The 25579-nt window shown below is 61.4% G+C and carries 27 protein-coding genes; 16 read left to right on the top strand and 11 right to left on the bottom strand.

Annotated features, from left to right (window positions below):
- The first annotated feature begins 213 nt into the window (after window positions 1–213).
- A complete protein-coding gene (locus MESAU_RS23350) occupies window positions 214–636 on the top strand; it encodes a hypothetical protein (protein WP_015318489.1) in 423 nt (140 codons plus the stop codon).
- A gap of 262 nt (window positions 637–898) precedes the next feature.
- Here MESAU_RS23350 and MESAU_RS23345 read toward each other — a convergent pair whose 3' ends face one another.
- From MESAU_RS23345 to MESAU_RS23335, 3 genes are all read right to left on the bottom strand, one after another.
- Window positions 899–1948, bottom strand: a complete 1050-nt coding sequence (locus MESAU_RS23345; RefSeq protein WP_015318488.1) for a glycosyltransferase family 2 protein — start codon at window positions 1946–1948, stop codon at window positions 899–901.
- On the bottom strand, window positions 1945–2871 hold the full coding sequence (locus MESAU_RS23340; protein WP_041163480.1) for a lysylphosphatidylglycerol synthase domain-containing protein: 927 nt from the start codon (window positions 2869–2871) through the stop codon (window positions 1945–1947). The genes MESAU_RS23345 and MESAU_RS23340 overlap by 4 nt, the downstream gene beginning before the upstream one ends.
- Before the next feature lie 181 nt (window positions 2872–3052).
- Complete coding sequence (locus MESAU_RS23335) at window positions 3053–4678, bottom strand: ArnT family glycosyltransferase (RefSeq protein ID WP_041163479.1); 1626 nt, start codon at window positions 4676–4678, stop codon at window positions 3053–3055.
- 192 nt (window positions 4679–4870) lie between these two features.
- On the opposite strand from MESAU_RS23335, the gene MESAU_RS23330 reads away from it, so the two are divergent.
- Window positions 4871–5497, top strand: coding sequence for a DUF995 domain-containing protein (locus MESAU_RS23330; protein ID WP_167331129.1), 627 nt, complete (start codon window positions 4871–4873; stop codon window positions 5495–5497).
- Between the two features lie 870 nt (window positions 5498–6367).
- Here MESAU_RS23330 and galE read toward each other — a convergent pair.
- From galE to MESAU_RS23315, 3 genes are all read right to left on the bottom strand, one after another.
- Window positions 6368–7399, bottom strand: a complete 1032-nt coding sequence (gene galE / locus MESAU_RS23325) for a UDP-glucose 4-epimerase GalE (protein WP_015318483.1) — start codon at window positions 7397–7399, stop codon at window positions 6368–6370.
- Window positions 7396–8442: a UDP-glucuronic acid decarboxylase family protein gene (locus MESAU_RS23320; RefSeq protein WP_015318482.1), complete on the bottom strand. Its 1047-nt coding sequence runs from the start codon at window positions 8440–8442 to the stop codon at window positions 7396–7398. The genes galE and MESAU_RS23320 overlap by 4 nt, the downstream gene beginning before the upstream one ends.
- A gap of 1209 nt (window positions 8443–9651) precedes the next feature.
- Complete coding sequence (locus tag MESAU_RS23315) at window positions 9652–10122, bottom strand: carboxymuconolactone decarboxylase family protein (protein WP_015318481.1); 471 nt, start codon at window positions 10120–10122, stop codon at window positions 9652–9654.
- An 85-nt stretch (window positions 10123–10207) separates the two neighbouring features.
- Here MESAU_RS23315 and MESAU_RS23310 point away from each other — a divergent pair, with 85 nt between their 5' ends.
- The 4 genes from MESAU_RS23310 to MESAU_RS23295 all read left to right on the top strand — a co-directional run bounded on the left by MESAU_RS23310 (window position 10208) and on the right by MESAU_RS23295 (window position 13014).
- Window positions 10208–10885: a TetR/AcrR family transcriptional regulator gene (locus MESAU_RS23310; protein WP_015318480.1), complete on the top strand. Its 678-nt coding sequence runs from the start codon at window positions 10208–10210 to the stop codon at window positions 10883–10885.
- Window positions 10886–10904: 19 nt separating this feature from the next.
- Entirely contained in the window at window positions 10905–11513 is a 609-nt protein-coding gene (locus MESAU_RS23305) for a hypothetical protein (protein ID WP_015318479.1), read from the top strand.
- On the top strand, window positions 11510–12376 hold the full coding sequence (locus MESAU_RS23300) for a 23S rRNA (adenine(2030)-N(6))-methyltransferase RlmJ (RefSeq protein ID WP_015318478.1): 867 nt from the start codon (window positions 11510–11512) through the stop codon (window positions 12374–12376). The genes MESAU_RS23305 and MESAU_RS23300 overlap by 4 nt, the downstream gene beginning before the upstream one ends.
- 185 nt (window positions 12377–12561) lie before the next feature.
- Window positions 12562–13014 (top strand): hypothetical protein, encoded by a 453-nt coding sequence (locus MESAU_RS23295; protein WP_015318477.1) that lies wholly within the window; start codon window positions 12562–12564, stop codon window positions 13012–13014.
- 241 nt (window positions 13015–13255) lie between these two features.
- Here MESAU_RS23295 and MESAU_RS23290 read toward each other — a convergent pair whose 3' ends face one another.
- Window positions 13256–13567 (bottom strand): transcriptional regulator, encoded by a 312-nt coding sequence (locus MESAU_RS23290; RefSeq protein ID WP_015318476.1) that lies wholly within the window; start codon window positions 13565–13567, stop codon window positions 13256–13258.
- 634 nt (window positions 13568–14201) lie between these two features.
- On the opposite strand from MESAU_RS23290, the gene MESAU_RS23285 reads away from it, so the two are divergent.
- Both MESAU_RS23285 and MESAU_RS23280 read left to right on the top strand, forming a co-directional pair.
- Window positions 14202–14579, top strand: coding sequence for a hypothetical protein (locus MESAU_RS23285; RefSeq protein ID WP_181171221.1), 378 nt, complete (start codon window positions 14202–14204; stop codon window positions 14577–14579).
- Window positions 14580–15005: 426 nt separating this feature from the next.
- A complete protein-coding gene (locus MESAU_RS23280) occupies window positions 15006–15602 on the top strand; it encodes a glutathione S-transferase family protein (protein ID WP_015318474.1) in 597 nt (198 codons plus the stop codon).
- A 63-nt stretch (window positions 15603–15665) separates the two neighbouring features.
- On the opposite strand, the gene MESAU_RS23275 is transcribed toward MESAU_RS23280, so the two are convergent.
- Window positions 15666–16322, bottom strand: a complete 657-nt coding sequence (locus MESAU_RS23275) for an outer membrane protein (RefSeq protein WP_015318473.1) — start codon at window positions 16320–16322, stop codon at window positions 15666–15668.
- Window positions 16323–16734: 412 nt separating this feature from the next.
- Between MESAU_RS23275 and MESAU_RS23270 the strand changes: the two genes are divergently transcribed.
- The 5 genes from MESAU_RS23270 (at window position 16735) to MESAU_RS23250 (ending at window position 21022) form a co-directional block, all read left to right on the top strand.
- Complete coding sequence (locus tag MESAU_RS23270) at window positions 16735–17499, top strand: SDR family oxidoreductase (RefSeq protein ID WP_015318472.1); 765 nt, start codon at window positions 16735–16737, stop codon at window positions 17497–17499.
- The gene (gene uvrC, locus MESAU_RS23265; RefSeq protein ID WP_015318471.1) at window positions 17496–19580 is read left to right on the top strand and encodes an excinuclease ABC subunit UvrC; all 2085 of its coding nucleotides are present in this window, start codon (window positions 17496–17498) and stop codon (window positions 19578–19580) included. The genes MESAU_RS23270 and uvrC overlap by 4 nt, the downstream gene beginning before the upstream one ends.
- Before the next feature lie 98 nt (window positions 19581–19678).
- Window positions 19679–20275: a CDP-diacylglycerol--glycerol-3-phosphate 3-phosphatidyltransferase gene (gene pgsA, locus MESAU_RS23260; protein ID WP_015318470.1), complete on the top strand. Its 597-nt coding sequence runs from the start codon at window positions 19679–19681 to the stop codon at window positions 20273–20275.
- A gap of 1 nt (window position 20276) precedes the next feature.
- Window positions 20277–20534, top strand: coding sequence for a molybdopterin converting factor subunit 1 (moaD, locus tag MESAU_RS23255; protein WP_015318469.1), 258 nt, complete (start codon window positions 20277–20279; stop codon window positions 20532–20534).
- 5 nt (window positions 20535–20539) lie between these two features.
- Window positions 20540–21022, top strand: coding sequence for a molybdenum cofactor biosynthesis protein MoaE (locus MESAU_RS23250; protein ID WP_015318468.1), 483 nt, complete (start codon window positions 20540–20542; stop codon window positions 21020–21022).
- A 254-nt stretch (window positions 21023–21276) separates the two neighbouring features.
- Here the strand turns inward: MESAU_RS23250 and ndk are convergent, their stop codons facing one another.
- A complete protein-coding gene (ndk, locus tag MESAU_RS23245; RefSeq protein ID WP_015318467.1) occupies window positions 21277–21699 on the bottom strand; it encodes a nucleoside-diphosphate kinase in 423 nt (140 codons plus the stop codon).
- 258 nt (window positions 21700–21957) lie between these two features.
- On the opposite strand from ndk, the gene MESAU_RS23240 reads away from it, so the two are divergent.
- A complete protein-coding gene (locus tag MESAU_RS23240) occupies window positions 21958–22230 on the top strand; it encodes a DUF2934 domain-containing protein (protein ID WP_015318466.1) in 273 nt (90 codons plus the stop codon).
- A gap of 91 nt (window positions 22231–22321) precedes the next feature.
- Here the strand turns inward: MESAU_RS23240 and MESAU_RS23235 are convergent, their stop codons facing one another.
- Window positions 22322–23014, bottom strand: coding sequence for a glutathione S-transferase family protein (locus MESAU_RS23235; protein WP_015318465.1), 693 nt, complete (start codon window positions 23012–23014; stop codon window positions 22322–22324).
- Between the two features lie 64 nt (window positions 23015–23078).
- Between MESAU_RS23235 and MESAU_RS23230 the strand changes: the two genes are divergently transcribed.
- Complete coding sequence (locus MESAU_RS23230) at window positions 23079–23591, top strand: DinB family protein (protein ID WP_015318464.1); 513 nt, start codon at window positions 23079–23081, stop codon at window positions 23589–23591.
- 60 nt (window positions 23592–23651) lie between these two features.
- On the opposite strand, the gene MESAU_RS23225 is transcribed toward MESAU_RS23230, so the two are convergent.
- The gene (locus tag MESAU_RS23225; RefSeq protein ID WP_015318463.1) at window positions 23652–24611 is read right to left on the bottom strand and encodes a LysR substrate-binding domain-containing protein; all 960 of its coding nucleotides are present in this window, start codon (window positions 24609–24611) and stop codon (window positions 23652–23654) included.
- A gap of 110 nt (window positions 24612–24721) precedes the next feature.
- Here MESAU_RS23225 and MESAU_RS31555 point away from each other — a divergent pair, with 110 nt between their 5' ends.
- A complete protein-coding gene (locus tag MESAU_RS31555) occupies window positions 24722–25555 on the top strand; it encodes a hypothetical protein (protein WP_015318462.1) in 834 nt (277 codons plus the stop codon).
- The last annotated feature ends 24 nt before the right edge of the window (window positions 25556–25579 follow it).

Below are 25579 nucleotides of genomic sequence, written 5' to 3'. Positions count from 1 at the left end.
CTGCCAGGCTCCGATCCAATCAATCGAATTTTCATCATATTCGAACGAACACCGAAAGACTGTGTTCATTATGCTGTTTGCACGAATTTTAATAAGTTCGTTCTAATATACGTATGCAGATTGAGTGGCGATGATCACTTAAAAAGTGCGGAAAGAAGCCGACTATAAAGTATATCACCCGCACATAACCGAATTATGTTTAAGGGTAGAGAGATGCAGATGAACAGGGTTATGGAACATTTGGCCAACAACGGCAGAAAATATACCTGTGCTGTTGCTGCTTTTGTGCTCGTCTCGATGGTGTCCGGCTGCCAGACCATGGATACAACCAAGACCGGCTCGATCAACGGGCGAACCATCGACTACGGGTTCGGCAAAATGGCCCATCACGCTGGGAAGGTCCATCACGTCAAGACAAAGCTTCTCTACCGCAAACCGCTTACACAGATGAGCGTCGTGACGCGTACCAGGGAGGAGGCCTACGCGGCCTTCGTGCGGCCGCAACGGATTGATAGGCCGGCACCGGTGAAGGTTTCCTACAGCCCGGGCAATGGCGGTCAGTTCCTGGGGCATTCGCCCTGGATTTGCGGCCCGAGCGGTTTCGGCCAGCGCGCCAGCTGCCGTTCGCGTTACTAGAGCATTGGACCTAAATGCATGTCGCCCGGAAGTGTGCTCGGTTCCGGGACAACGACATGCAGATCAGAAGCTTAAAGCAGGTCGGGCGAATCCTATTCGCCGCGACATGTGTAAGTGGCGGTGCCTGACCGAGGGCTGCCGCCGAGGTCTTCGCTGGGGGCGCGAGTCGAGGGCGAGAGGTGGGCGCAGGGTTGCGCCTTATCTCTTGCCCTTCGACCGCCACGGGCTCGTGGCCATGAATATCCCTGGCGTTCCGATCTCCTCATGAAGGCCGGCTCGGGCGGAGCCAGCCGTCATCGTCGTCGGGCGCCGGCCGTGGCCGCGCGACATAGGCCGATGATCCGTTTGCCTCGTGATAGACGCGGGCCAGCATTTCCGCCAGCACGCCCGACGTCACCATCTGCACTCCGGCGATCAGCAGAAAGAAGCCAGTGAACAGCATCGGCCGTGTTCCGATGTCTTGCGCGAAAAACAGCTTCAGGCAAAGCAGATAGGCAAGTATCAGCGAACCTAGCGCGCCAAGCGTGATGCCGATGCCACCGAAGAAATGTCCGGGCCGTGTGCGATAGCGCATGAAGAAATACATGAACACCAGATCGAGCACGACCCTGAAGGTGCGCGAAATGCCGTATTTGGACTGGCCGTGGATGCGGGCATGATGCGTCACGACCTCCTGCGCGATGCGTCTGGGGGTCGTCACGGTAGCCAGCCATGCCGGGATGAAACGGTGCATCTCACCATAGAGCTTGACGCTGCGGATGACGCTGCCGCGATAGACCTTGAGGCTGCAGCCATAGTCCTTGAGGCGCACGCCGGTGACGCGCGCGATCAGCGCATTGGCGATACGCGAAGGGAGCCTGCGCATCAAAAGCCCCTCCTGGCGGTCCTTGCGCCAGCCGACCACCAAGTCGAGATCCTCGCTCAGCAGGCGGTAGACCATGCGCGGGATGTCGAAGGGATCATTTTGCAGGTCGCCGTCGATCGTGGCGATGACATCGCCGCGCGCCGCGTCGATGCCGGCCTGCATCGCGGCGGTCTGCTTGTAATTGCGCACGAGTTCGACCGCATGCACATGCGGGCCATAATGCGCAGCCAGGCGCCTGATCTCGCTCACCGTCGCGTCGGTGCTGCCGTCATCGACCAGCACGACCTCCCACGGCTGCTCGTAGCGCTCCATCGCCTGGTGAATCCGCGTCAGCAGCGGCTCGACGTTTTCGGCCTCGTTGTACATGGGCACGACGATGGACAGCGTATGGTCCGGCATCATCGCGCCCTCAGGCAGCCCCGAAGCGGGGATGGGCAATATGTTCATTGGGATGGCTTCCTTGCAGGTCCGACGGCCGGAGTCCCTGGCAGCGTCGATTTCGAGGGAAACAGCCAGGCTATAGCGCCGGTGGCGATAGCCGAGCAGAAGATGAACAGGTGCAGCGCCAGGGCCGCCTGCAGACCGCTCTTCATCGCAATTCCGGATGTGAGCAGTGCCGCCGCCGCTCCCGCTTCATAAGTGCCGAAGCCGGCGACGCCTTGCACCGGCAATATTGCGGCGCCTTCGGCCCCGACGACGCCTGGAAACGCCGTCGTGAAGGATGTTCCCAGTATCAGGGCCAGCAGCCATCCCTGCACGGCGAGCTTCAGCGACCAGTTGGCGATCGTCCACCACCAGCCGTAACGCGAGCGCCCGGTCGCCTCGGTGAAGGTGTCGCGCAGCAGGCCGAGCTTCGCCACGATCCTGCCGCGCCCGGCCCAGTCATGCGGCGCGCGCGCCCAGCGCGGCAGGTACCAGGCGGCAGCGATCAAGGCGGCGATTCCAGCGATCCTTATCGCCGCATGCAGGCCCGGCCACACCGCCAGCGCCAGCACGCCGACGACGAAAGCGTCCTGCAGCCTGAACCACAGCAGCGAGGCGCTGGCGCGCATGATCGGCACGCCGAAGACCTGGCGCAGGAGCAAGGGAAAGGCCGTCTCGCCGCCCCGGAAGGGTACGACGTTGATCATCGCATTGTGGATCAGAATGACGCGCAGGCAGGCTCCGAAACGGCCATTCACCTCGTCGCGGAACTCGTCGCAGACGCGTAGCGCACGCAAGACATAGGTGACGAAAAAGGCGATCGTCGCCACCGCGAACGTAGCTGGCGTGATGCGGTCGAAGGCATCGCCGACCATCCGCCAGCGCGAGTCGCTTGCCAGCCAAGCCAGCAGGGCCAGCGTCACCATTATCGAGATTGCTCTTTTCAACCAATTCTCCGCCGGTTTTCACCGCCCAGTTCCAGCGGCGGCATCGTGGCGACTGAACGTCCAAGGCGTCATCCTGGGGCGGTTCGCCTGGCCCACCGCCTTGCCGGCCTTCCGCGGGGCGGATGCGTGGCCGCTGAGCCGTCGGGCCATATCCTGTCAAGGCCCACAGCTGTCGCAGCTCTCATGGACGGGTGATCCTATAGACCAGCAAAGCATCCGAATCCACAAGCTTGGTTGCGGTCTTGTCCAGATAGTCGACGACCCCCCCATGATGCTCGATGAACAACTGGTCCTGATTGTCGGCAGCGTTCTTGGCCGTGCCGAACAGATCCGCGCCTTGACCGCGCAACTCCTCGAGCTGAGCGATCGCGGTGGCGTCGTCCGCGACGAATTTCGACCATTCGACATCGCCTCCGCCAGGCGGGAACACCCAGCCGCGTGCCCTGCTGTAGTAGACGGCGACGGGATCGCCGACCTCCGGCGCGATGGCCACGACGAGGTCGCCCGGTTGCGCCAACCGCGCCAACTCCTCGCCGAGCAGCTTGCCGTTCATCGCGACCGGCGCCTTCATTGTCCTCACGAGAGGAAAGGTCGACCACACGAGGGTCACGACAACGATACAGATCGAACGCAGCACGACCGGCGACAGAACGGTTCCCGATGCAAACGTTGCCAGAAGAAGCGCGCCGCGGCCGCAGAACATCGCGAACGGCACATGGAAAATGTGGTAATTCCAGGGGTTGCTGGTGATTTCGCGCGCCGCCGCCAGGTAGACGATCATGGCCGCACCCAGCCAAATATAGGGAATGGCCGAAAGGGTGCGCTGCGTCGGGTCTTCGGCGGGGCCGGGCGGTATCCAGAAACCGACCGCGATCAGCGCCATGAACGGATAGCCGTAGAACCACCAGACAGAGGTGTTCCACACGGATTTGAAGTAGAAGCCATCATTGACGAACGTCCACAATCCGGAGTTCCAGATGTAGCCGCTGCCTGCGACGTGATAGGGTGGATAGCTGCGGCCGAGATAGATGGCCCAGCTGAAATAGGCGCCGATGATGGCCAGGCTCAAAAATCCCCACAGGAAGACCTCGGTCGCCTGCCGTCGTTTCTTCTGCAGAATCCAGCGCACCATCAGGTAGAAGATGACGGCGCCCGCCGCCACGCCCGGCGGCTTTGCCAGCGCACCGAGCGTGAAGCTGACGGCGGCGAGCGGCAAAAGCCATCGGCTGCCGCCAGCCCAGTATTTGGCGAACAGCCAAACGCCTGTTGTTACCAGTGCCAGCATCGACGGATCGGGCAGGAACGAGCTGTCGATCATGATCGCCGCCGGCATCAGCGCGTAGGCGAGCGCCGCCGCATGGGCATGCGTTTGGCCCCAGCATAGCGCCGTCAACCTGTGCAGCGAAAACACCGTCACCAGACCGAAGAAGGCCGCAACCACGCGGCCAAACCAGTCGTGCCAGCCGAAGAGTTGGTAGAGCAGGGCGGTCAGATAGCTGACGATCTGGAACTCGCGGCCCTGATAACTCGGGCCGGGTCCGGTCCAACTCACCTCCGGGAAGAAGATGTTCCAGCTGCGCTGTTGAAAATTGTCGGCCATCATTGCCGTGCTTGTCTCGCGCCAGCTGAAAGCGTCGACCAGCGGCAAGGTTATGTTGTGGAACCTGAACACGACCGCGATGAACAGGATCCCCAGCAAGATCGCCGTGTCGAGGTTCAGGTAATTGCGAGCAGCCGGGTCCCGAGCGATCGGCTGCTGCAGGTATTGCTGAACCTCGGCCTGATTCAATTCCGGATCGTCGCCCATTTGGAACCGCGTCCTCTCTGACGTCTGCGGATGTTGCTTTTGCGCGCGATTGTCAAAGGCGAGGGAGTATACGACGCAATCCTTAATTTTGGCGACAGCGGGCGCCGCGAAAGTTGACATCGCAGCTCCCGCGGCTGTTAAATAATTCGCAAAGGCTGTCGCGCCGATAGCGCTGCCCTGGGCCGCACAGACATGCCAACGCTGATTGTACCGATAGCTCCGACCAGGTCGCCGCCGCATGGCGTAGATCGTCTGCGGCGCAGGGAACGTCGTCGGTCCGCACGTTTCACGCTGCTCCTGTTTGTCCTGGCCCTCTGCGGCCAGGTGGCCCTCCCGGGAACGTCCCACGCGGCTGCCGCCAAGGACAGCGCACCTGCAAAAGCGGATAGCGCTATTGCTCCAATTGCCGCCACTGTTCCAACTGCCTATGAGCTGCAGCTTCTGTATGCCGATCGCACATGGATATGGGAAAATGGAGCGGCCTATTTCGCGAAGGGCAATCGGCGCCTTGAGGCCTGGACGTCGGGGCAGGATTCAGCGTCTGTCGCAGAGGGCAGGTGGCTGGTGACCAAAGACGGCAAGATGTGCATGGATGTCGCTTGGCGGTCCAACAGCTACAAGGGCAAACAGCGCCGCACCTGCTACAGCCACCGAATCAAGGATGGAACGATCGAGCAACGCAAGGATCCGGACGGAGAATGGTACAGTTTCAAACGAACTCCCGAAGGTCCTTCCGACGAATACCGAAAATTCGAATCTGGTGATACCAAGGCCGCGCGGTTCGAAGAGGCCCGCAAGTTGATCGACTCCAAGAACTGATGCATATGGCTCGGAAGTGTCCTCGGTTCCGGGACAACGACATGCACGAAATCAGAAGCTTACAGCAGGTCGGGCGAATCCTATTCGCCGCGGCAGGCGCCGTTCCTGGCTCCGTTGGCCGCTCCCGATACCACATCGGTGACGGCGTGTCCGGAGGGGCGGATTCAGGCAGGCCGCTTTTGCCAGGCCTGTGAAGAAGCTTGCGAATCGCTTATAAAACGCTGAGCAGTCCGGCTGGAATTGTCGGCGCACCGACCGCCGATTGGCGCAATCACTTCTCTCTGACAGACGACGAGACGATGGCTCCAACACCATATGGTTTTCATGAAATTTAATAATTAGTGATGTCTAATATTTGTGTGTGATGTGCGAGTGGTCACTGAAACGGCGTGAAGCGGCGCAGGTGTCGCAACGCGCCCCAGCTTATACTCAAAGGCAAGGGACACATGGGGAACAATTCCGTAATGGGCGCTTCTCGCCTAAGCAAGAAAGCTCTCTCTATTGTTGTGGTGGCGATGACCTCTCTGGTTGCAGGATGTCAGGGGATGGATACGACCAGAACCGGTTCCGTCCTCATTGCACCGGTCGCGCATCCGCTCCGGAGCAAGCCTTCAGTCCGACCGGTCCAGGCTGGATACATCGTGCGTTCGCTCAGGATCGAGCCTGAGGTGCTGATGACAAGGACTATCCGCACCACTGAAAGAACTTACGCTTTTGCTCCGCCACCGCCGGTCGCGATCCGCACAACGGGACCCGTGAAGGTCGCTTTCAGTCCTGTCGATGAAGGTGCGTTGTTAGGAGGCTCGCCTTACATCTGCAGCCCCAGCGGATTTGGCCAACGCGCAAGCTGCCACCCGCGCTATCTCTGATCTATCGAGCAGCGACCGCTACCGCGCCGTCGCTTGGTGGCAGTATCACCGGTTTCGTCCGCAGCCCGAAGAATGGGGCGGCGGTCCTGACGATCGTGTCGATGTCGGAAAGCTGCGGCACAAAGCCAAGATGCGCGCGCGCCTTGCTCGGGTCGGCATAGAGTTCGGCCGGATCTCCCGGGCGCCGGGCCCTGAAGACGGCCGGAACAGGTCTTGACGTCATCCGGCTGACCGCCTGGACAATCTCCTTGATGGACACGCCTCGCCCGGTGCCGAGGTTGACCGCCAGGCTTTGTCCACCGCCCTCCAAATGTTGGAGAGCTTTCAAATGGGCGCGGGCCAGATCGCTGACGTGGATGTAGTCGCGCACGCAAGTCCCGTCCGATGTCTCATAATCCGTGCCGAAGACCTCGACCTCGTCGATGATGCCTGACGCCGCCATCAGCACCCTGGGAACCAGATGCGTTTCCGGCGAATGCCACTCGCCGAGCTCCCCGTCGGGATCGGCCCCGCAGGCATTGAAGTAGCGCAGGATGGCGAACTTCATTCCGTATGCGTTGGCATAGTCGCTGATGATCTGTTCGCCTATCAGCTTGGTGCGCCCGTACGGGCTGATCGGATTTTGCGAAGAGGTCTCACGAATAGGCAGTGCTTCCGGAACGCCGTAGGTTGCGCAACTGCTGGAAAAGATGATGTTCTCGATCGAATGCGCGCGTGCGGCGTCGAGTACGGCGATGGTGCCCGTGACATTGGTGGAATAGTATTCGGCCGGCTGACCGACGGACTCTCCAACATAAGCAAGCGCCGCGAAGTGTATGATGGATGCGGGCCGATAGGCTTCGATCGCCGCCTGCAATGCATCCCGGTCGCGGATGTCGCCGATGACAAGCGGACCCCAGGCGACGGATTTCCGATTGCCGCGGGACATGTTGTCGAATGCCACCGGCAGATAACCGGCCTCGGCAAGCAGCTTGCACGTATGGCTGCCGATAAAGCCGGCTCCCCCTGTCACCAGGACTGGCGGCTGGCTCATGAAGCCGCGGCCCCTTTGGTAATCCGGCTCCCGTAGAGCAGGGCGTCGAAATAGTCGACGGTATGCGCGAGCCCTTGGGCCAGACTGATCTTCGGCTCCCAGCCAAGATTGCTCCTGGCGAAGGAAATATCCGGCTTGCGTTGTCTGGGATCGTCGATCGGCAATGGCCGATGCACGATTTTCGATCTGGAGTTGGTATAGCTGACAACCAGTGTCGCGAGTTCCATGATGGTGAATTCGCCGGGATTGCCGAGGTTGACCGGATGGGCAGGCGCACTCGGCGCATTCATCAGCCGCATGAAACCCTCGATCAGGTCGTCGGCGTAGCAGAAGGAGCGGGTCTGCAGGCCGCTGCCATAGACGGTCAGGTCTTCGCCACGCAACGCCTGGACGATGAAGTTCGAGACGACGCGCCCGTCATCGGGTTGCATACGACGACCGTAGGTGTTGAAGATACGGGCTACGCGAATATCGAGGCCATACGTCCTCGAATAGTCGAAAAAAAGGGTTTCGGCTGAACGCTTGCCTTCATCATAGCAGGAGCGCGGTCCGTGCGTGTTCACATTGCCGAAATAGCTTTCGGGCTGCGGGTGCACGAACGGATCGCCGTAGACCTCGGAAGTCGAGGCCTGGAATATCTTGGCATTGTTCCGACGCGCGAGTTCCAACAGGTTCAGCGCGCCAAGCACACTGGTCTTGAAGGTATGGATCGGATCTGCCTGATAATGTGGCGGAGAAGCAGGGCAGGCTAGATTGTAGATCTCGTCGAACCGAAGGTCCAAAGGCAATGCATCGACGATGTCGTGCTCCATGCAGCTGAATCTCGGATCGCGCAGCAGCGTATTGAGATTGTATCTTTTGCCGGTATGGAAATTGTCCAGTGCGACGACGTCGTATCCGTCCTGCAAAAGTCGTTCGCACAAATGCGATCCCAGGAAGCCCGCGCCTCCAGCGACCAGCGCACGGCCTCGGTTATGGCCGTTGCCGTTGCCCCTTTGATCGTTTCTGGAACCAAGTTTCAGAACCTTGATGACCTTACTCATGCTTTCCTCCACGCACCGCACACGCTACCGCCGGGCAGGGCAAAGCACTGCCCGGCCACGTCCTTAAACGCGGCAATCTCCGCATCCGCGGATCGCCATCACTGATGTGCGCTTGTCACTAGCTGAGTTACGAGGCCGCTGCCGCCCGGCTTGTATCTGCCGTTCAGCAGTCCATGCGCCCCAAGATCGCGATCACGCGCCCCATGCCATCATCGCCGATTGCTCGCCCAAATTGCACATCCCAACGCCCTGAAAATATACCTGTGGAAATTCAAGTCAACTAAATTAGAGATTCCTTAACCATTGTGTTTGCCATTGGTTAATCATGGCCGACGCGTTCCCGGCGCGGGCGCGGATGGCCACGGCCGGGGTTCTTCATTTTGAATCAGCATATTGGCTCGATCCAAGCAAATTTCACAGGCTGCCGCGATCTCTTCTCGGGAGCCATCAAAAGCCTGATGTCGAGGAACAGGGCGGAGTGTCCTTGTGAGATCATTGGGGTGGGTAGCCCCTGGGCACTGTCTGAAATGAAGAGCGATTCAGAAGGCGTCAAATCTTCAGGTTGCAATGAGATTGCTGCCCAAATCCGCTGGGACTGCAGACATAAACGCTTGGCCGTGAATACTTTGCCAGTATCTCTCTGCGGACGAAATCCACGTCGCAACTGGCAGCGGCGCAGAGCAGACCAAGAGTCAAAGTTAGAAGGCAGAATCGGCCCGCAGGAATGACTTTTAACGCCGATTTCTCTCTGTCGGGCCGCCCGTGTCCTCTGTGCATTCGAGGTTCCTCATCCGCCAAGGTATGAGTCGACATCCCCTTCTCGCCTGCAGGCGCATCGAAGTCATAGTGGAATGCCGGCCATCTCGGCAATGGCATTTGAGGGCATAGGCTAGCTGCTGTCCATGGCGCGACCACGCATCCAGGTTGACCGCCGCACTGGCGCGCGGGCCGCAAAAATGGTCGAGATGGTCCGTTTCTCAGCGGGCCATCTCGTTCAGGCAACCACAAAACAGGGACGCCTGTTATCGTGTGGCAGACCGCTCCTGACGCGGCGCGATGCTCCAGCTTGGCTATGTTACTCCCGGCGGGACTGCCCGCCCGGCGGGCTTACTGCCCGCCCATTTCCTTCTTGCCGGCGGGCTTACTGCCCGCCCATTTCCTTCTTGCCGGCGGGCTTACTGCCCGCCCATTTCCTTCTTGCCGGCGGGCTTACTGCCCGCCCATTTCCTTCTTGAATGTGTCGAAATCGACCTGCATGCCGTTGAATATAGTGCTCCAGTGGCGCGTCAGCGCCGCCATCGCCACGGCTTCCTCGATCTCCTCGTCGGTAGCGCCGGCGCGCTTGGCGTCCTGCGTGTCCGACCAGATGCAGTAGGTGCAAGGAATCTGCGCCGCCACGGCCAAGGAGATCAGCGACTTGACCTTGGGCGGCAACGCCGTCTTGTCGCTGAGCTCGATGGCCTTGACCTCGGCCCAGGCACCGGGCAGACCGGTTTTGGGAAACTGTTTTACAAAGCTTGGGACGCCGCCCATGGTCGACTGTATGTCCTTGAGGGTTGCATCATAGTCGTCGGCATGGGCAGGCGCGGAGCCAAGCGACAGGACACAGGCCGCTGCGGCGGACAGGAACACATGCTGGGATGAAGACTGCACGGATTTGACGATGCGATGATACGACATGGTTTTCTCCTCTGGTCTTTGTTAGCCTTACGATGTAAGGTGACGGCGAAAATGAACCTTACACTGTAAGTTGTCAAGCGGCGCTATGGATCAGCCAATCACGAAACAGAGAGCGCGCGGGCGTCTGTCGCGCGAAATGATCGAGGACGCGGCTTTCGAGGTGATCGAGAGGGAGGGCCTTTCCGGCTTTTCGATGCGCAAGCTCGCCGCCGCGCTCGGCTGCGAGGCCATGAGCATCTATCATCACTTCCCCTCGGTGGCGCATCTGCACGAGGCGCTGATCGACCGGCTGATCGGCGCCCTTGAAGTGCCTGACACCAGCCTTCCCTGGCGGGAAAGAATGCGTGTTGCCGTCGACGATTTCCGCCGCATCGGCCGCGAGCATCCCGCCTATTCCACTTTCATTGTTACCTACCGGATGAATTCGCCGACTTGCCTTGCCTGGTTGAACGGCATTATCGGCTTGTTCAAGGATGGCGGCTTCGACGCGGAACTCAGTGCGCGGCTCTTCCGCGCCGTGGGCTATTATCTGATGGGCGCGGTGCTGGATGAGAACGCGGGCTATTCCAGAGGCCCGTCCGCGGTGAACACCGTCAGCGACGAGCAACTGGCCAGGGACTATCCAAACGTCGTGGAGGCCGGGCGCTTTTTTGGCGCCGCCGAATTCGACAAGACCTTCGAACTCGGCCTCGACATGCTGCTGGACGAAATGGAACGCCTGCGCGACGGCGCCGATATAAGCCGAATGTCCGGTAAGGTTTGATTGCAAGGTGACCGCCTGAATGCGCTTTCTCTTCGTCCTGATCCTGTTGGCCGGCACCGGCATCGGTCTCATCTACCCTTGGGCGACGGCCAATTTTTCCGGCCGCGAAATCGGCACCTGGCGGGTCTACGAGCAGGGCCGATTCAAGCCGTTGACCGTATCGCTTAGGGATCGCGATGCGCCGGTGCGGGTGATGGTGGACCTGACCGCGAGGGCCGAACGCATCGTTTCGCAGCAGCGCACTGTGTTGACGCTGACCGCGGCCACCAATGGCCACACGGTGCTTGCCTCGACGCTGCAGTTCAACCATGTGGACAATCCGCGCCAGGCCAGCCCGCAACTGCCCGACAAGATCTTTCGCGACGAGGCTGGCCTGATCGCCACCGTCAGCCCTGGCGCTTACGTCTTCACGGTCGGCCCGGGCGATGCCGAGGACATACCGATGCGAGCGGTCGACCTTGTGTTGCGCTCCGGTGTCGGGGAAATCGACGGCCGCGCGCGGCCGATAGGCTTCTCGCTGATGGCGGTCGGCCTGATCGGTTTCTTGCTGTCCTTGCGTTCGGCTGGCGGGCGACCGGAAAATCCGAATTCGCAGCCGCCGCCACGTTGGGGCAGGGGTCCCACATGAACTATCGCCACGCCTACCACGCCGGCAATTTTGCCGATGTCGTCAAGCATGTCGTGCTGACGCGCCTGCTCGACTACCTGAAGCAGAAGGACAAGGCGTTTCGCGTCATCGACACCCATGCCGGCATTGGCCGCTACGATCTGTCGTCACTCGAAGCGCACAAGACAGGCGAGTGGCAGGGCGGCATCGGCAGGCTGATAGATGCCTCGTTCGATGCGAAGGCGGCAGCGCTGCTGGCGCCTTATCTGGCGGCGGTGCGCTCGCTCAATCCCGAGGGCGGCGTAAAGAAATATCCGGGCTCGCCGCTGCTCGCGCGCAATCTCCTGCGCAAGCAGGACCGGTTGTCGGCGATCGAGCTGCATCCGAAAGACGCCGTCAGGCTGAAGACGGAGTTCGCCGGCGATTTTCAGACAAAGGTGATGGAACTGGACGGCTGGCTTGCCCTCGGAGCGCACCTGCCGCCGAAGGAAAAGCGCGGCCTGGTGCTCATCGATCCCCCCTTCGAGGAAGAGGGTGAGTTCGGCCGCCTCGTCGACGGGCTGGTGAAGGCGCACAGGCGCTGGCCCAGCGGCATCTACGCGCTGTGGTATCCAATCAAGGACCGCAAGGCGGTGATCGCCTTCAGGAAAGCGCTGAAGCAATCCGGCATCTCGAAAATCCTCGACATAGAATTCGAGATCAGGCCGGCCTCTTCCGATCCCAGCCTCGATGGCACCGGCATGGTGGTGGTCAATCCGCCCTTCACGCTGGAAGGCGAGCTGCGAACCATACTGCCGGCACTGCACAAATTGCTCGCCGTGGGCAAGCCGGCCCACTGGTCGCTGGAATGGCTGGCCGGCGAGCAGGTCCCGCCGCCGGAATAGCCCGTTTCGATCGCCGCGTTCCTTACGACCGCACGATCAGTCCGTGGGGAACTTAGCCGTTTCCTGCGGGTTGCTGCTTACAGCAACTGCCCGGCGCCGGTTTCTGGAAACCATTGTTTCGGCAACCGCTTGACCGCCGCCGAGCGAATCCGCACAGTGCGCGCAATCGACCTTGAGAGGCTGCCATGACTCGCTTCGCCAAATCCGCACTTGCTGCCCTGATTTCGCTCTGCACGCCCCTTGCCGCGCCTCTCGGTGTCACCCGGGCGGTCCAGGCGGCCGACCTCGGCGTCTATACTGAGGACGATGGCAGCATCTGTGGCGAGACATGGGTGCTGAGCAAGATCACGCATCGGTTCTCCTACCAGGTGCATCACGTGCCCCATCTGCCCGACGTCGCCATTACCGATTTTCGCGACATTCGCCAGCACCGTTATCAGCAGGCGAGCGAGGAATGGCCGATCGGTCGTCACTATTGCCGGGCAACCGTCAGCCTGTCGGATGGCCGGGACCGATCGATCTTCTATCTGATCGAGGAAGGCCAGGGCTTTGCCTCGATCGGCGACAATGTCGAGTTCTGCGTCTCGGGCTTCGATCGCTGGATGGTCTATAACGGCCGTTGCCGCGTCCTGCGCTGAACGCACCTCGTTCTCCTTCCGATCTTTTTCGCGCCTGCGGCCTGAAGGGGGCGCAGGCGAGACGCTGACGCCCCGGCGGGTCGGCGCCTGCGCCGGCGTCGCGCTCGGCGCCATCTGTCTCGGCTATCAGCCGTGATGACAACGCGCTCCTTGTCGAAACACGCGGCAATTCCGCCGCCGTCGAACTGTCGACGGGCGGCTCGCCGTATCGTGAGGCGGTGAACCAAGGCTCGTCGCTTTGCTATTTTCTGCGACGCGTTGCCTCTGCCTGATCGATGATCTTGCGAAGAAAGGCAATGTGACCGCGAAAGGCCTGCCGCCCGGCCGTCGTGACCCTGATCCGTGTCTGCGGCCGGCGTCCGACGAAAAGCTTTTCAATATCGACATAGCCAGCTCTGGCCAGCGTATCGAGATGTGCTCCGAGATTGCCGTCGGTGACTTCGATCATGGCTTTCAACTGGACGAACTCCAGGGTCTCGCGCCTTTCCAGCATGTTCAGGACGGCCATGATCCTGAGCCGTGTACTCTGGTGGATAATGTCATCGGCGCTCATCAACAGGCTCCAATGCGGCAAAGCCTTGGGTTGTCGCCATATGGCTTGGCGATTTTGCGGTGCCATTTGCTTCTGTATGGCCGAAACCGACGGCGCAATCGCATCTCATACAGAATACTCTGTTCTACAGAGTATTCTGTCAGTCGGAAAGCCGATGCTCAAGCCATGCTTGACAAGGTGATCTTCAGATCGACCGTCGCATCGCGCTCGTGATCCGCGCGAACCGCGCGCCTGCAAAAGATGATCGCTTCGATGACGCGGCGGGTTATGATGTTCACGGCCAAGGATCACGCGTGAAGCCGCTCGCTAATCTTCGGATCTTGATGGCGAGATCGCATCGGGAATGCCGGTATCGATTTGCTGGCGACGTCAGAAGATCAGCAGCGGATTTTTGCGATGATGAGTGTGATTGTGTGTGGATCGCAACTAAAATTTAAGTTGAGAAAATCATACCATTGCTTCGCTGGCTAGCGAGACGCGAGTCAGATATGCATTGCGCGCCGGGGTCATTCACGGCCATCGGCATAACGTGAAGGGGCATGACATGGCTAAGCAGTCATCTAAAGCGCCGGCATCCAAGGCACCGGCAAAGAAAGCACCCGCAAAAGCAGTCGCGGCGAAGGCCGCAACAGCAGTGAAGAAAGCAGCGCCTGCCAAGGCGGCGGCAAAGCCGGCAGCGAAGGCGCCGGCCAAGAAACCGGCGGCGGCCAAGACTGTCGTGAAGCCGGCAGTGAAGAAGGCGGCGCCCGCGAAAGCGGCGGCGAAAGCGGCGCCGGCCAAGAAGCCTGCTGCCAAGGCGACGGCCAAACCCACAGCCAAACCCGCTGCCAAGAAGGCGGCTCCCGCGAAAGCCGCGGCGAGGCCGGCAGCAAAAGCGGCACCGGCCAAGAAGCCGGCGGCCAAGCCAGCTGCCAAAGCAGCCGCCGCCGCGACCAAGCCGGCGGTGAAGAAAGCCCCAGCGCCGAAGGCAAAGGCAGCGCCTGCGAAGGCGAAGGCTCCGGCCAAGAAGTAGACGGATCGTTGGGGCGTCGCGTGTCCTTCGGGATCCGGCAAGGACGCTCTGGATCGGAGCATGTTCGGCAACGGGTTCAGCCCTCTGGGCTGAGCGTCGGGAAGGGGCCGAGGGGCAAGCAAAGCGAGGCGCCGGTTGGCTGCCTCGCTCGCCCAACTTTTTTGCTCCTCGCGGTGGTTGGCGAATGTATCGGCGTGACGCTTAGCGCCTGCGAAGCGTGGGTGCCAGAGAAGTGTAGGCGCACGTTCGAATCGGGCGACTTTTTGTCGTGGCCTGCTGATACTTTCCAGAGTACCGGCATCAGGCTTGTCGTGATGCCAAGGCGGAAACCGCAGCCGGTTTCTGGCCGCTGTTTTTTTGCACTCTGGCAATTGATCGCGACAGTCCTGCGGTCAACACTGGATGTTTGCAAACAGGAAACCGATCATGCCGAAGCTGCTCTACGCGTCCGCCTCTCCCTACAGCTCCAAGGTAAGGATGGCAGCGGCCTATGCCGGAATCGCCCTCCATGAGGTGCCGGTCAAGACCGAGGACAGGCCGGCCGAACTGATCGGCGCCAATCCGCTCGGCAAGATCCCGGTGCTGGTGCTCGACGATGGCCGTTCGGTTCACGACAGCCGCGCCATCACCCAGCACCTCAACCGGATTTCGAAGAACGTCTTGTTTCCACGCAATCCCGACAAGCGTCTGGAAGCGGAAGTGCTGGAGGCGCTGGCCGACGGTATCTGCGATTGCGCGCTGTCGATGGTCTACGAACGCCGCACCCGGCCTGAAGAGATGGTCTATCAGCCCTGGCTCGATCGGCAGTGGGCGAAGATCACGGCGGCACTCGATCTGCTCAACGCCAATCCGCCAAAGCTGCCGAAGAAGATCACGGCAGGTCAGTTGGCATTGCGTGCCTGCCTCGGCTATCTCTCGCTCCGCTTTGGCGGACGGTGGGAGAAGGGGCGCGGCCGGTTGACCCGCTGGGCGGCGCGTTTCGACGAAAAATTCCCGGAGCTGAAGTCCGCGGTTCCGGCCTGAGCGATCGGCACAAAAAAGCCGGGCGCGAGGCCCGGCTTTTCGTGTCGTGGCTTGAACGACGACTTAGAACTTCATACCGAGGCCGAAGGTGACGCGGTTGTCCGTCGCCTTGACCTTGCCGATACCGTCGAAGCTCTTGCTGCCGAAGTCGGTGTAGCGATACTCGACGCGGCCGAAGACATTGTCGGTCAGCTTGATGTCGGTGCCGACGCCTGCCGTCCAGCCGAGCATGGTGGCGCGGTCGCTGGCGAGAAGGACCGAGTCTTCCACCTTCTGGCTTTTGCCGGCGAGACCGCCGGTGCCATAGAGCAGGATTTCCGGGGTCACGGCGTAGCCGAGACGGGCACGCAGCGAGCCTTCGAAGCCGCCCTTGGAGTGGATGCCGTTGTCGTCACCCTTGACGCCGTTGTAGCCGAGTTCGGCTTCACCGCCGTACACGAAGTTCTCCTGCTGCCACTGATAGCCGCCGAAGACACTGCCGACAAAACCCTTGGTGTCGGTCGAAACGCCGAAATCCTTTTCCTTGGTCTTGCCGCCGAAGCCGTAGCCAAGGTTGATACCGGCGTAGGGACCGGCCCACGAGGCGACCGGAAGTTCGGCAACCGGAGCGGGTGCCGGCGGCTCTTCCGAAACGACGTCCGCGGCATAAGCGGTACCACCGAGGGCGAAGAGCCCGAGCGCAACAGCCAGCGGCCGTGCGAATTTGAGATTGGCTTGCATTGTTCTTTACTCCTTAAGCCACAGGACACAGGCTTGTTTCTCACGATCGCCATCGACCCGTCCGGGGGGTGAAACGGATCTGGCGTTCGTCGGTTCCAAATGTCGTGTCAAAATGCGGCTGAACCGAACCTGAACTTGGGTCATTCCCCGGCGCGAATGAGGCAGAACCTTGACGTTGCATCTTCGCAACAGCGAAATGTCAGCAGCAAGTTCGTGCTGCGCTGCACGCGGCTTGGTGCAAGGACTCCAGCGACCTATATTGCGGTCCGGCGGTTGCGAGTCCAAGAGGGCCCGGCACGTCGAACTGGGCACTTCGCCACAATGTTGCCCCAGGTGCGAACGCCGTTTAACGCATGCCGGGCCATATTTCGTCGGCGTCGCGTTTTCGGGCCGAAATTGAGGATTGACACATATGAGCAAAGCCACTGCCGTGGCGCTGGTGACCGGTGGGGCGAAACGGATCGGCAAGGCGATTGTCGAGGACCTTGCCAGCCATGGCTTTGCGGTCGCCATCCATTCCAATCGCTCTCACGATGCGGCGGATGCGCTGGCCACGGGGATCAACCGGTCGGGCGGGCGCGCCGCCGTGGTTGTGGCCGACCTGACCGACATGGATGCCGTCGGCGACCTCGTCGGCCAGGCGGAGGCCGCGCTGGGTCCAATCTCGCTGCTGGTCAACAATGCTTCGCTCTTCGTCGATGATTCCGTCGAGGATTTCGACTGGCGCGCCTGGGACCGCCATTTTGCCATTCACCTGAAAACCCCGGCGCTGTTGGCGCAGAACTTCGCCCGTTCCTTGCCGGAAGGGCAGGAGGGGCTGATCGTCAACATCATCGACCAGCGCGTCTGGCGGCCGACGCCGCGCTATTTTTCCTATGCGCTATCGAAATCGGCATTGTGGACGCAGACGCAGATGTTGGCCCAGGCGCTCGGGCCGCGCATCCGCGTCAATGCGATCGGGCCAGGCCCGACGCTGAAGAATGTGCGCCAGGACGATTCGGATTTTGACGCGCAGGTCGCTGGCCTCATTCTGAGGCGCGGCCCGGAATTGCCGGAATTCGGCGCCACCATCCGCTATCTCTGGGAGGCGCGCTCGGTCACCGGTCAGATGATCGCGCTCGACGGCGGCCAGCATCTTGCATGGCAGACGCCCGATGTGACAGGCATGGCGGAATGAGTCCTTTGGATCACAAGAACAAGGCGCGCGGCGGCGCCGATGATCTTCCTCCCGAAATCGACCTCGAGGACGAGGCGCTGGAGGAGATCGTCGAACCGGTTGGCCCGGATGTCGCCTTCACGGCCATCGACTGGACGCCGCATGCGGGCGACGCCGAAGGCATGGTCGGCGCCGAGGTGATCCAGACGCTGGTCAAGCGGCTGCCCAATGCGCCCGGCGTCTACCGGATGATGAACGCCGCCGGCGACGTGCTCTACGTCGGCAAGGCGCGCAGCCTGAAGAAGCGTGTCACCAACTACGCGCAAGGCAGATTCCACACCAACCGCATCGGCCGCATGGTGCGCGAGACGTCGACGATGGAATTCGTCGTCACCCGCACCGAGATCGAGGCGCTTCTTCTCGAAGCCAATCTCATCAAGCGTTTGCGGCCGCGATTCAATGTGCTGATGCGGGACGACAAGTCGTTCCCGTATATCCTTTTGACCGGCGACCATGTCTCGCCCGGCATTTACAAGCATCGCGGCGCGCGGTCGCGAAAGGGCGACTATTTCGGCCCCTTTGCCTCGGCCGGTGCCGTCGGCCGCACCATCAATTCCCTGCAGCGCGCCTTCCTGCTCAGAAGCTGCACCAATTCTTTCTACGAGAACCGCACGCGGCCATGCCTGCTCTACCAGATCAAGCGCTGCGCGGGTCCGTGCACCGGCGAAATTTCGCATGAGGGTTATGCCGAGTTGGTCGCCGAAGCGAAGGACTTTTTGTCCGGCCGCAGCCAGAAGGTGAAGACCGAGATTTCGGCCGCCATGCAGCAGGCTTCGCAAGACCTCGATTTCGAGCGCGCCGCCATCTATCGCGACCGACTGGCGGCCCTGTCGCACGTGCAAAGCCATCAGGGCATCAACCCGGCGACCGTCGACGAGGCCGATGTGTTCGCCATCCACCAGGAAGGCGGCCAGGTCTGCATCCAGGTGTTTTTCTTCCGCACCGGCCAGAACTGGGGCAACCGTGCCTATTTCCCGAAGGCCGATCCGGCGCTGGAGGGATCGGAAGTGCTGGGCTCGTTCCTGGCGCAGTTCTATGACGACAAGCCGACACCGCGTGCCATTCTCTTGTCGCAGACCGTCGAGGACCAGGAACTGCTGGCCGAGGCGCTCTCGACCCGCGCCGGCCGCAAGGTGGCGATTTCCGTGCCGCAGCGCGGCGAGAAGAAGGACCTGACCGACAACGCCCTGCAGAATGCGCGTGAGGCACTCGGCCGTCGGCTGGCCGAAACCTCGACGCAAGCGCGGTTGCTTGCCGGTTTCGCCGAGACCTTTGGCCTCGCCAAGCCGCCGGTGCGCATCGAGGTTTACGACAATTCGCACATCATGGGCACCAACGCGGTCGGCGCGATGGTCGTCGCGGGGCCGGAAGGCTTTGTGAAAAACCAGTACAGAAAATTCAACATCCGCTCGACCGAGATCACGCCGGGCGACGATTTCGGCATGATGCGCGAAGTGATGGAGCGGCGTTTTTCGCGGCTGCTCAAGGAGCATGGCGATGTCGCCGTGGCTGAGGATGCGGCAGCGGGCGAGGCGATGGCGGCCGAGGCGGGCGATGATATCGAGGACGACATTTCCGGCAGCTTCCCGGCATGGCCGGACGTCATCCTGATCGATGGCGGCCAGGGCCAGATGACGGCGGTGCGCAAGATCCTGTCGGATCTCGGCATCGAGGACCGGGTCGTCGCCATCGGCATCGCCAAGGGGCAGGACCGCGATGCCGGCCGCGAGCGTTTCTTCGTCAGGGGCAGGGACTCGTTTTCATTGCCGGTTCGCGACCCCGTGCTCTATTTCGTCCAGCGGCTGCGCGACGAGGTCCACCGCTTCGCCATCGGCTCGCACCGGGCCCGCCGCAAGAAGGAGATGGTCAAGAGCCCGCTCGATGAAATCGCCGGCATCGGCCCCGGCCGCAAGCGCGCCCTGCTGCTGGCATTCGGAACCGCCAAGGCGGTCAGCCGCGCCGCGATCGAGGATCTGAGAAAAGTCGATGGCATTTCCGAGCAGGTCGCCAAATTGGTCTACAATCATTTCCACGAAAGTTGAAAAAATTCGCCACTTTCAGCTGGCCAGTCGAATCTGGCCTGTTGACCCCCTACAACAGCTTCTGATTTGAGTACGCAGGCAGAAAGAGTCCACCAGACATGGCCCAGCGCGCGTTCAACCTGCCTAATATGCTGACCTACGCCCGTATCGTCGCGGTGCCGCTGGTCGTGTTGTGTTTTTTTCTCGAAGGCCATCTGAAATCGAGCGACTTCGCTCGCTGGTCGGCGCTGGTCATTTTCCTGCTGGCGTCCGTTACCGATTATTTCGATGGCTATTTTGCGCGTGCCTGGCAGCAGACCTCCAACATCGGCAAGATGCTCGATCCGATCGCCGACAAGCTGCTGGTCGCCACGTGCCTCTTGCTGCTTGCTGCCGACACCGACCGCCATGCCGGCATCGCCGGCTGGTCGCTGTGGGCGGCCATCATCATCCTGTGCCGCGAAATCCTGGTTTCTGGCCTGCGCGAATATCTGGCGGCACTCAAGGTCTCGGTGCCGGTGACGCAGCTCGCTAAGTGGAAGACCACCATTCAGATGGTCGCCATCGCTTTCCTGCTGGCGGGGCCGGCCGGCGACAAGGTCTTCCCGCTGACAACGCAGACCGGTCTCGTGCTGCTGTGGATCGCGGCCCTCGTGACGCTCTACACCGGCTACGACTATTTCCGCGCCGGCCTCAAGCACATCATGGACGAGTGAGATGACGACCCGTCTCATCTACTTTGCCTGGGTTCGCGAACGGATCGGCATGCCGGAAGAAGATGTCGAACTGCCGGCCGGCATAGAGACGGTCGCCGACCTCTTGCGCTGGCTGCGGTCGCGCGGCGAAGGCTACGAACACGCGTTGCAGTATCCCGACGTGATCCGCGTTGCCATCGACCAGGAACATGTCGACCACCGCGAGAAGATAACGGGCGCGCGCGAAATCGCGCTGTTCCCGCCGATGACCGGGGGCTGACAGTCATGCCGGGCGTCCTGGCAGCGACCGTGCGCATTCAGCGCCAGGATTTCGACGTCGCCGCCGAGATCGCCGCACTGACGCAAGGCCGCGTCGACATTGGCGCGGTGGTCACCTTCTCAGGCCTGTGCCGCGACGAGCAGGGCGCGCTCTCGGCACTCGAACTCGAGCACTATCCGGGCATGGCTGAAGCCGAGATCGGCCGCATCGCAACCGAAGCCAGCGAGCGCTGGCCGCTGCAAGGCCTCTCCGTCATCCATCGCCATGGCAAGATCGCGCCGGGAGAGAACATCGTGCTGGTGGTAGCCGCTTCGGCGCACCGCCAGGCGGCGTTCGAGGCGGCGGACTTCCTCATGGACTATCTCAAGTCGCGTGCACCCTTCTGGAAGAAGGAACATCGCACCGACGGCTCCGAGGGCGGCTGGGTCGAGGCCAAGGAAACCGATGCCCAGGCAGCCCAGCGCTGGAAGCGGCCGCCATCCGAATAATACCGTGCCGACCTTGCTCGTCCATGGCAACCGCGACCGCTCGGCGCCCATCGAGCTGACGGGCATTCCGTCCGCCAGGCTCATTCCGGACTGCCGTTTCCTCGTTTACGAGGGCGCGCCGCATGGCCTCATGTACACCCATATGGATCGGCTGCATGCCGATGTGCTGCGATTCGTGCGCGAGAGTTTGACCGCCAGCAAAGAAAAAGGCCGGCGAAACACCGGCCTTCTCGCATGGAACGTGCAGTGTCGACTCAGCCGACGATTTCGGTATCCGAGAACCAGTACTTGATCTCCTGCGCGGCCGTTTCCGGCGCATCCGAGCCGTGCACCGAATTCTCACCGATCGAGAGCGCATGCACCTTGCGGATGGTATCTTCGGCAGCGTTGGCCGGGTTGGTGGCGCCCATCACTTCGCGGTTCCTGGCGATGGCGTTCTCACCTTCCAGCACCTGCACGATGGTCGGGCCCGAGGACATGGAGTCCACCAGTTCGCCGAAGAATGGGCGCTCCTTGTGGACGGCGTAGAAGCCCTCCGCCTCGCGGCGGCTCATCCACACCCGGCGCGAGGCGATAACGCGCAGGCCGGCCTCTTCCAGCATCCTGGTGATGGCGCCGGTGAGATTGCGCCGCGTCGCGTCCGGCTTGATCATGGAAAAAGTGCGTTCGAGCGCCATGGGTCGTCCTTGTCTGAATTCGAATTGAGAGTGGCGGGCTCTATACAAGCCGCCCGGCTGATTGCCAAGAGGGCTGAGGAGAGGGGTGAGGCGTGGTCCGCCAAGCGAACGCCCGGAGCGACAGCTCAGGGCCGGAATGGTCGGTGCTTCCGTGACTGATCCCGTCGGCCGTCGGCATCAGACGGCTGCACAGCAACGGTTTGCTTGCTATAGTCGCCCGGTCGGCGCCGCGCTGAAGTCGGCCCGAATGGAGACAACATGACCATGACAGACGATCGTCAGGAGCGCATTCGCAACCGTGCACATCAGATCTGGCAGGAAGAAGGGCACCCGGCCGGTCAGCACGAACGCCATTGGCATCAGGCGGCGGCCGACGTCGACCGGGAGGATGCGGGGAAGCCGACGGTGGGCAAGAAGCCGGCCAAGAAGGCACCTGGCGCCAGCAAGGCAAAAGCCGCGCCCAAGCAAGAAAAGCTCGTCGCCAAAGCCGGCAAGCCGAAAGCCAGCAAGCCAAAGAAGGCGGCGAAGTAAGGCGGCGAAGTAAGGTCAGCTGTTCGGCCCCTGATTTTCGCAACAGGCTGACGGGCTCGATCTGCCTTGCGGATAGAAGGCCTTTGCGGCGTCACGCCGCCGCCGCAACCTTTCGTCCAAGCCCGCCATGCAGGTCGAGGCAGCGGGTGAACCACTGCGCCACCACGTCGCTGTCTTCGAGCAACTTGTACGGCGATGCGATGCGCGCCCATTGCAGTGCGCCGAAGACGATATAGTCTGCAAACAGCGGCGAGGCGCCGCCGATGAATGGCTGGTAGCTCAACATGGAGCGCAGCGGCTCCAGCGCCGCCCGGAAAGTTGCCAGGCCGGCGTCGCGTGCGGCGACGACGTCCTCCAGGCGCTTGCCGAAGCGCTGCTCCCGGCTCTGGCGGAAATACGAGCCATTCTGTTCGTCTTGCATGGCATGAAGGTCGACGAGCGCCGCCGTGGTGACGTAAGGGTGGACCGTCGATTGCGACCAGCGCTCGATGAAGCGCGCCATCGCCTTGCCGCCTTCGCCGCCAAACAGGCTAGGCCGATCCGGATAGGCCTCCTCGAGATAGAGCGCGATGGCAAAGGAATCGGTGACGACTTTGTCGCCGTCGCGGATCACCGGAACGGTTTTCGAAACGCCGCCCTCAACGGCGGGCACTTCGAGAAAACGCGTCGGCGCGGTCGACATTTCGAGCCCCTTGTGGGCCAGCGCCATTGTTGCCTTCCAGCAATGTGGACTGAACGGGCGGCCCTCGTCACGCCCGACGAGTTCGTAAAGCAGAATGGTCATTGGCGCGGGTTCCTTTGCAGTCTAGGTATCGCTCCCGACACCCGAAACGGACCGGCGGGAAAAAATGAAACAGCACTTCATGATGTTTGCGGCATACAATCAATGGGCCAATGGCCGCATCTACGATGCCGCCGACGATCTCAACGACGAGGAATTCAATCGCGACGTCGGCGCCTTCTTCGGCTCGCTGATGGGCACGCTCAACCACCTGCTCGCCGCCGATCGCATCTGGATGAAGCGCTTCACCGGCGAAGGCGCCGCGCCGACGACATTGGACGCTATATTGTACCGGGCCTTGCCTGTCCTGAGGACAGCGCGCGAGGCCGAGGACCGGCGGATTATCGACTGGCTCGGCGGCTTGAGCGACAAGGCGCTGTCGGGTCGTTTCACCTATATGACCGTATCGGACATGCGCACCGTCTCGCAACGTCTGGCGCCCGCGCTGGCTCATGTCTTCAACCACCAGACCCATCACCGCGGCCAGGCGCATATGATCCTGACGGTCCTGGGTCGCCCGTCAGTGCCGCTCGATCTGGCGCATTTCCAGCGCACCGAAGAGGGCAGGGCTTTCGCCTGATCCAGATGGTTTCGTTCTAAATTCGACGGCGAACGGTTGGCGCGGACTATCGCCGCATTTTCACACAGCCGCCGAAGCCAAGCCGGTGACTTCGCCATCCAATTGGCTCTGTGTCAGAGCCGCTTCCGCCATCACCCATTGCTTGAACCGCAGCACCTTGCGCGCGGCAAGGCTCTTGTGGGGCGAGACGAAATACCAGCCGGCCGTGTTCGGATGGTGGACGGCAAAGGGAGCGACCAACCTCTCGGCGCGGATGTCGCTGGCCATATAGGCACGGTTGGCGACGGCAAAACCCATTCCGGCATTGGCCGCCTCGTAGGACATCATGCAAGAGTCGAAATAGATGCTTTTGGTCTCGCTGAGCACAAAACTGGCCCCGGCGAAACCAAGCCAGGATTGCCAGTTCTGGGTGCAGGTGTCGGAATGCAGCAGCGTGAAGTGCTTGAGGTCGTCCGGCGTCACCTTTGATACCGGCTTGTCGCCGAGAACCTCATGGAACAATTTGCGGTTGCACACCGGGGTCAGGTCTTCCCGAAACAGCAGGTCGGACGGCAGTCCGTTGAAATGGCCGTCGCCATAGCGGATTTCCAGATCGAATTCGGAAGTCGTGAACTCATGCGTCGCGTACGAGGTCGAAACCCGCATCACGATATCGGGATGTTGCTGCTGGAACAGCGGCAGGCGCGGAAACAGCCAGCGCGCGGCAAATGTCGGCAGCACGGATATTTTCAGCACATGTTCCTGTGATTGCCCGGTCGCTTCCATGCTGGCGGCGACGATACGCTCCAGCGCCTCGCGAACGCGCGAGACATAGGTCTCGCCCTCCGGTGTCAGCGATACCGCATTGCCGCCGCGTTGGAAAATCTTGAAACGCAGCTGGTCCTCCAGGCTCTTGACGCGCTGGCTGACCGCCGATGCGGTGATGAACTGTTCTTCTCCGGCACGCGTGAAATTGCCGTGCCTCGCAGCACTCTCCACGATTTTCAGCGAATTGAGGTTGACCTGACTGAGCAGACGCACGGTTTCGACCTTAAGCTTGGCTTACGGTAGCACTAGCATTCCTAATTTTACAGGGGGAGCTAATTTAATCGACTGTTAGCCAAGTGTTTGCCCCCACTTGGAGAAGTACAATGAACGCACATACGATACCCGAATTGCGCTATGCGATGAGCCGCGAGGCCATTATCGGCCACGAAACCGCCTGGAAGGTGTCGAGCTTCGGCGTTGCGCAGTATCTGCATGGCTATGATCCGGTACTGCTTGCCGCGATCGAGGAGGCCGCCCTGAAGCTCAAGGCCAGCCATGCCGTGCACAAGCATCTCGATCTGACCTTCATCACCGGCGCCGACCGTTTCATACCTGAAATCAAGGAGTTGCTGAACGACAAGTTGCGCCTGGAGCGCCTGTCCGACATGATGGGCACGAAGCTGGAACCCTATCCGCTGTCGATCGTCGGTTCGACCGTTACCTTCATGAATCCCAGGGATGGCGCCGTCGAATGGCATTGCGACGGCGTTCCGGTCACCGAACTCATTCCGCTGTCGATCAGCGATCCGCTGGTCGGCGGCCATCTCGAAATCTATTGCGATGATTCCGAGACCGGCCGCGCCATTCTCGAATCCGGCCGCGAGATTCCGCGCAACCGTATCATGCGCATCGATCACAAGATGAGATATGCGACGCTCGGGCAGTTCCTCGGCGTCCTGCACCGCACGGCGCCGATCCAGTTCGGCGAACGCGTCACCCTGGTGCTCAACCAGCGCTCCGTGGCCAAGCCCTATGTCGACGACAACAGGATGTTTTACCTTGCCGCCGACAATGATCACGACCGCGAATGGGTCAATGAACTGGCCGAGGACGTGTGGACCAATCAGCTGCCGGCCTATCGCCGGTTCGAGGCGGAACATCCGACGCCGGCTCCGGCCGAAGCACCGGTTCCGGGTGGGGCCAGGGAATCATGGTAACGATCCATGATCCGGAAAAAAGGG

Source organism: Mesorhizobium australicum WSM2073 (genome assembly GCF_000230995.2).
GTDB lineage: Bacteria > Pseudomonadota > Alphaproteobacteria > Rhizobiales > Rhizobiaceae > Mesorhizobium > Mesorhizobium australicum.
The sequence above is the reverse complement of the archived record's forward strand: the minus strand, read 5'-3'. Positions and strand labels throughout refer to the sequence as shown.

Bases quoted from the DNA above. Each gene is read 5' to 3' on its own strand.
- MESAU_RS23350 (WP_015318489.1), top strand. From the start codon at position 214: ATGCAGATGAACAGGGTTATGGAACATTTGGCCAACAACGGCAGAAAA.
- MESAU_RS23315 (WP_015318481.1), bottom strand. From the start codon at position 10,122: ATGTCGTATCATCGCATCGTCAAATCCGTGCAGTCTTCATCCCAGCAT.
- MESAU_RS23240 (WP_015318466.1), top strand. From the start codon at position 21,958: ATGACCATGACAGACGATCGTCAGGAGCGCATTCGCAACCGTGCACAT.
- galE (WP_015318483.1), bottom strand. From the start codon at position 7,399: ATGAGCCAGCCGCCAGTCCTGGTGACAGGGGGAGCCGGCTTTATCGGC.
- MESAU_RS23235 (WP_015318465.1), bottom strand. From the start codon at position 23,014: ATGACCATTCTGCTTTACGAACTCGTCGGGCGTGACGAGGGCCGCCCG.
- MESAU_RS23310 (WP_015318480.1), top strand. From the start codon at position 10,208: ATGGATCAGCCAATCACGAAACAGAGAGCGCGCGGGCGTCTGTCGCGC.
- MESAU_RS23270 (WP_015318472.1), top strand. From the start codon at position 16,735: ATGAGCAAAGCCACTGCCGTGGCGCTGGTGACCGGTGGGGCGAAACGG.
- MESAU_RS31555 (WP_015318462.1), top strand. From the start codon at position 24,722: ATGAACGCACATACGATACCCGAATTGCGCTATGCGATGAGCCGCGAG.
- ndk (WP_015318467.1), bottom strand. From the start codon at position 21,699: ATGGCGCTCGAACGCACTTTTTCCATGATCAAGCCGGACGCGACGCGG.
- MESAU_RS23275 (WP_015318473.1), bottom strand. From the start codon at position 16,322: ATGCAAGCCAATCTCAAATTCGCACGGCCGCTGGCTGTTGCGCTCGGG.
- MESAU_RS23280 (WP_015318474.1), top strand. From the start codon at position 15,006: ATGCCGAAGCTGCTCTACGCGTCCGCCTCTCCCTACAGCTCCAAGGTA.
- MESAU_RS23295 (WP_015318477.1), top strand. From the start codon at position 12,562: ATGACTCGCTTCGCCAAATCCGCACTTGCTGCCCTGATTTCGCTCTGC.
- moaD (WP_015318469.1), top strand. From the start codon at position 20,277: ATGACGACCCGTCTCATCTACTTTGCCTGGGTTCGCGAACGGATCGGC.
- MESAU_RS23230 (WP_015318464.1), top strand. From the start codon at position 23,079: ATGAAACAGCACTTCATGATGTTTGCGGCATACAATCAATGGGCCAAT.
- MESAU_RS23305 (WP_015318479.1), top strand. From the start codon at position 10,905: ATGCGCTTTCTCTTCGTCCTGATCCTGTTGGCCGGCACCGGCATCGGT.
- MESAU_RS23250 (WP_015318468.1), top strand. From the start codon at position 20,540: ATGCCGGGCGTCCTGGCAGCGACCGTGCGCATTCAGCGCCAGGATTTC.
- MESAU_RS23345 (WP_015318488.1), bottom strand. From the start codon at position 1,948: ATGAACATATTGCCCATCCCCGCTTCGGGGCTGCCTGAGGGCGCGATG.
- uvrC (WP_015318471.1), top strand. From the start codon at position 17,496: ATGAGTCCTTTGGATCACAAGAACAAGGCGCGCGGCGGCGCCGATGAT.
- MESAU_RS23320 (WP_015318482.1), bottom strand. From the start codon at position 8,442: ATGAGTAAGGTCATCAAGGTTCTGAAACTTGGTTCCAGAAACGATCAA.
- pgsA (WP_015318470.1), top strand. From the start codon at position 19,679: ATGGCCCAGCGCGCGTTCAACCTGCCTAATATGCTGACCTACGCCCGT.
- MESAU_RS23300 (WP_015318478.1), top strand. From the start codon at position 11,510: ATGAACTATCGCCACGCCTACCACGCCGGCAATTTTGCCGATGTCGTC.
- MESAU_RS23330 (WP_167331129.1), top strand. From the start codon at position 4,871: ATGCCAACGCTGATTGTACCGATAGCTCCGACCAGGTCGCCGCCGCAT.
- MESAU_RS23335 (WP_041163479.1), bottom strand. From the start codon at position 4,678: ATGGGCGACGATCCGGAATTGAATCAGGCCGAGGTTCAGCAATACCTG.
- MESAU_RS23290 (WP_015318476.1), bottom strand. From the start codon at position 13,567: ATGAGCGCCGATGACATTATCCACCAGAGTACACGGCTCAGGATCATG.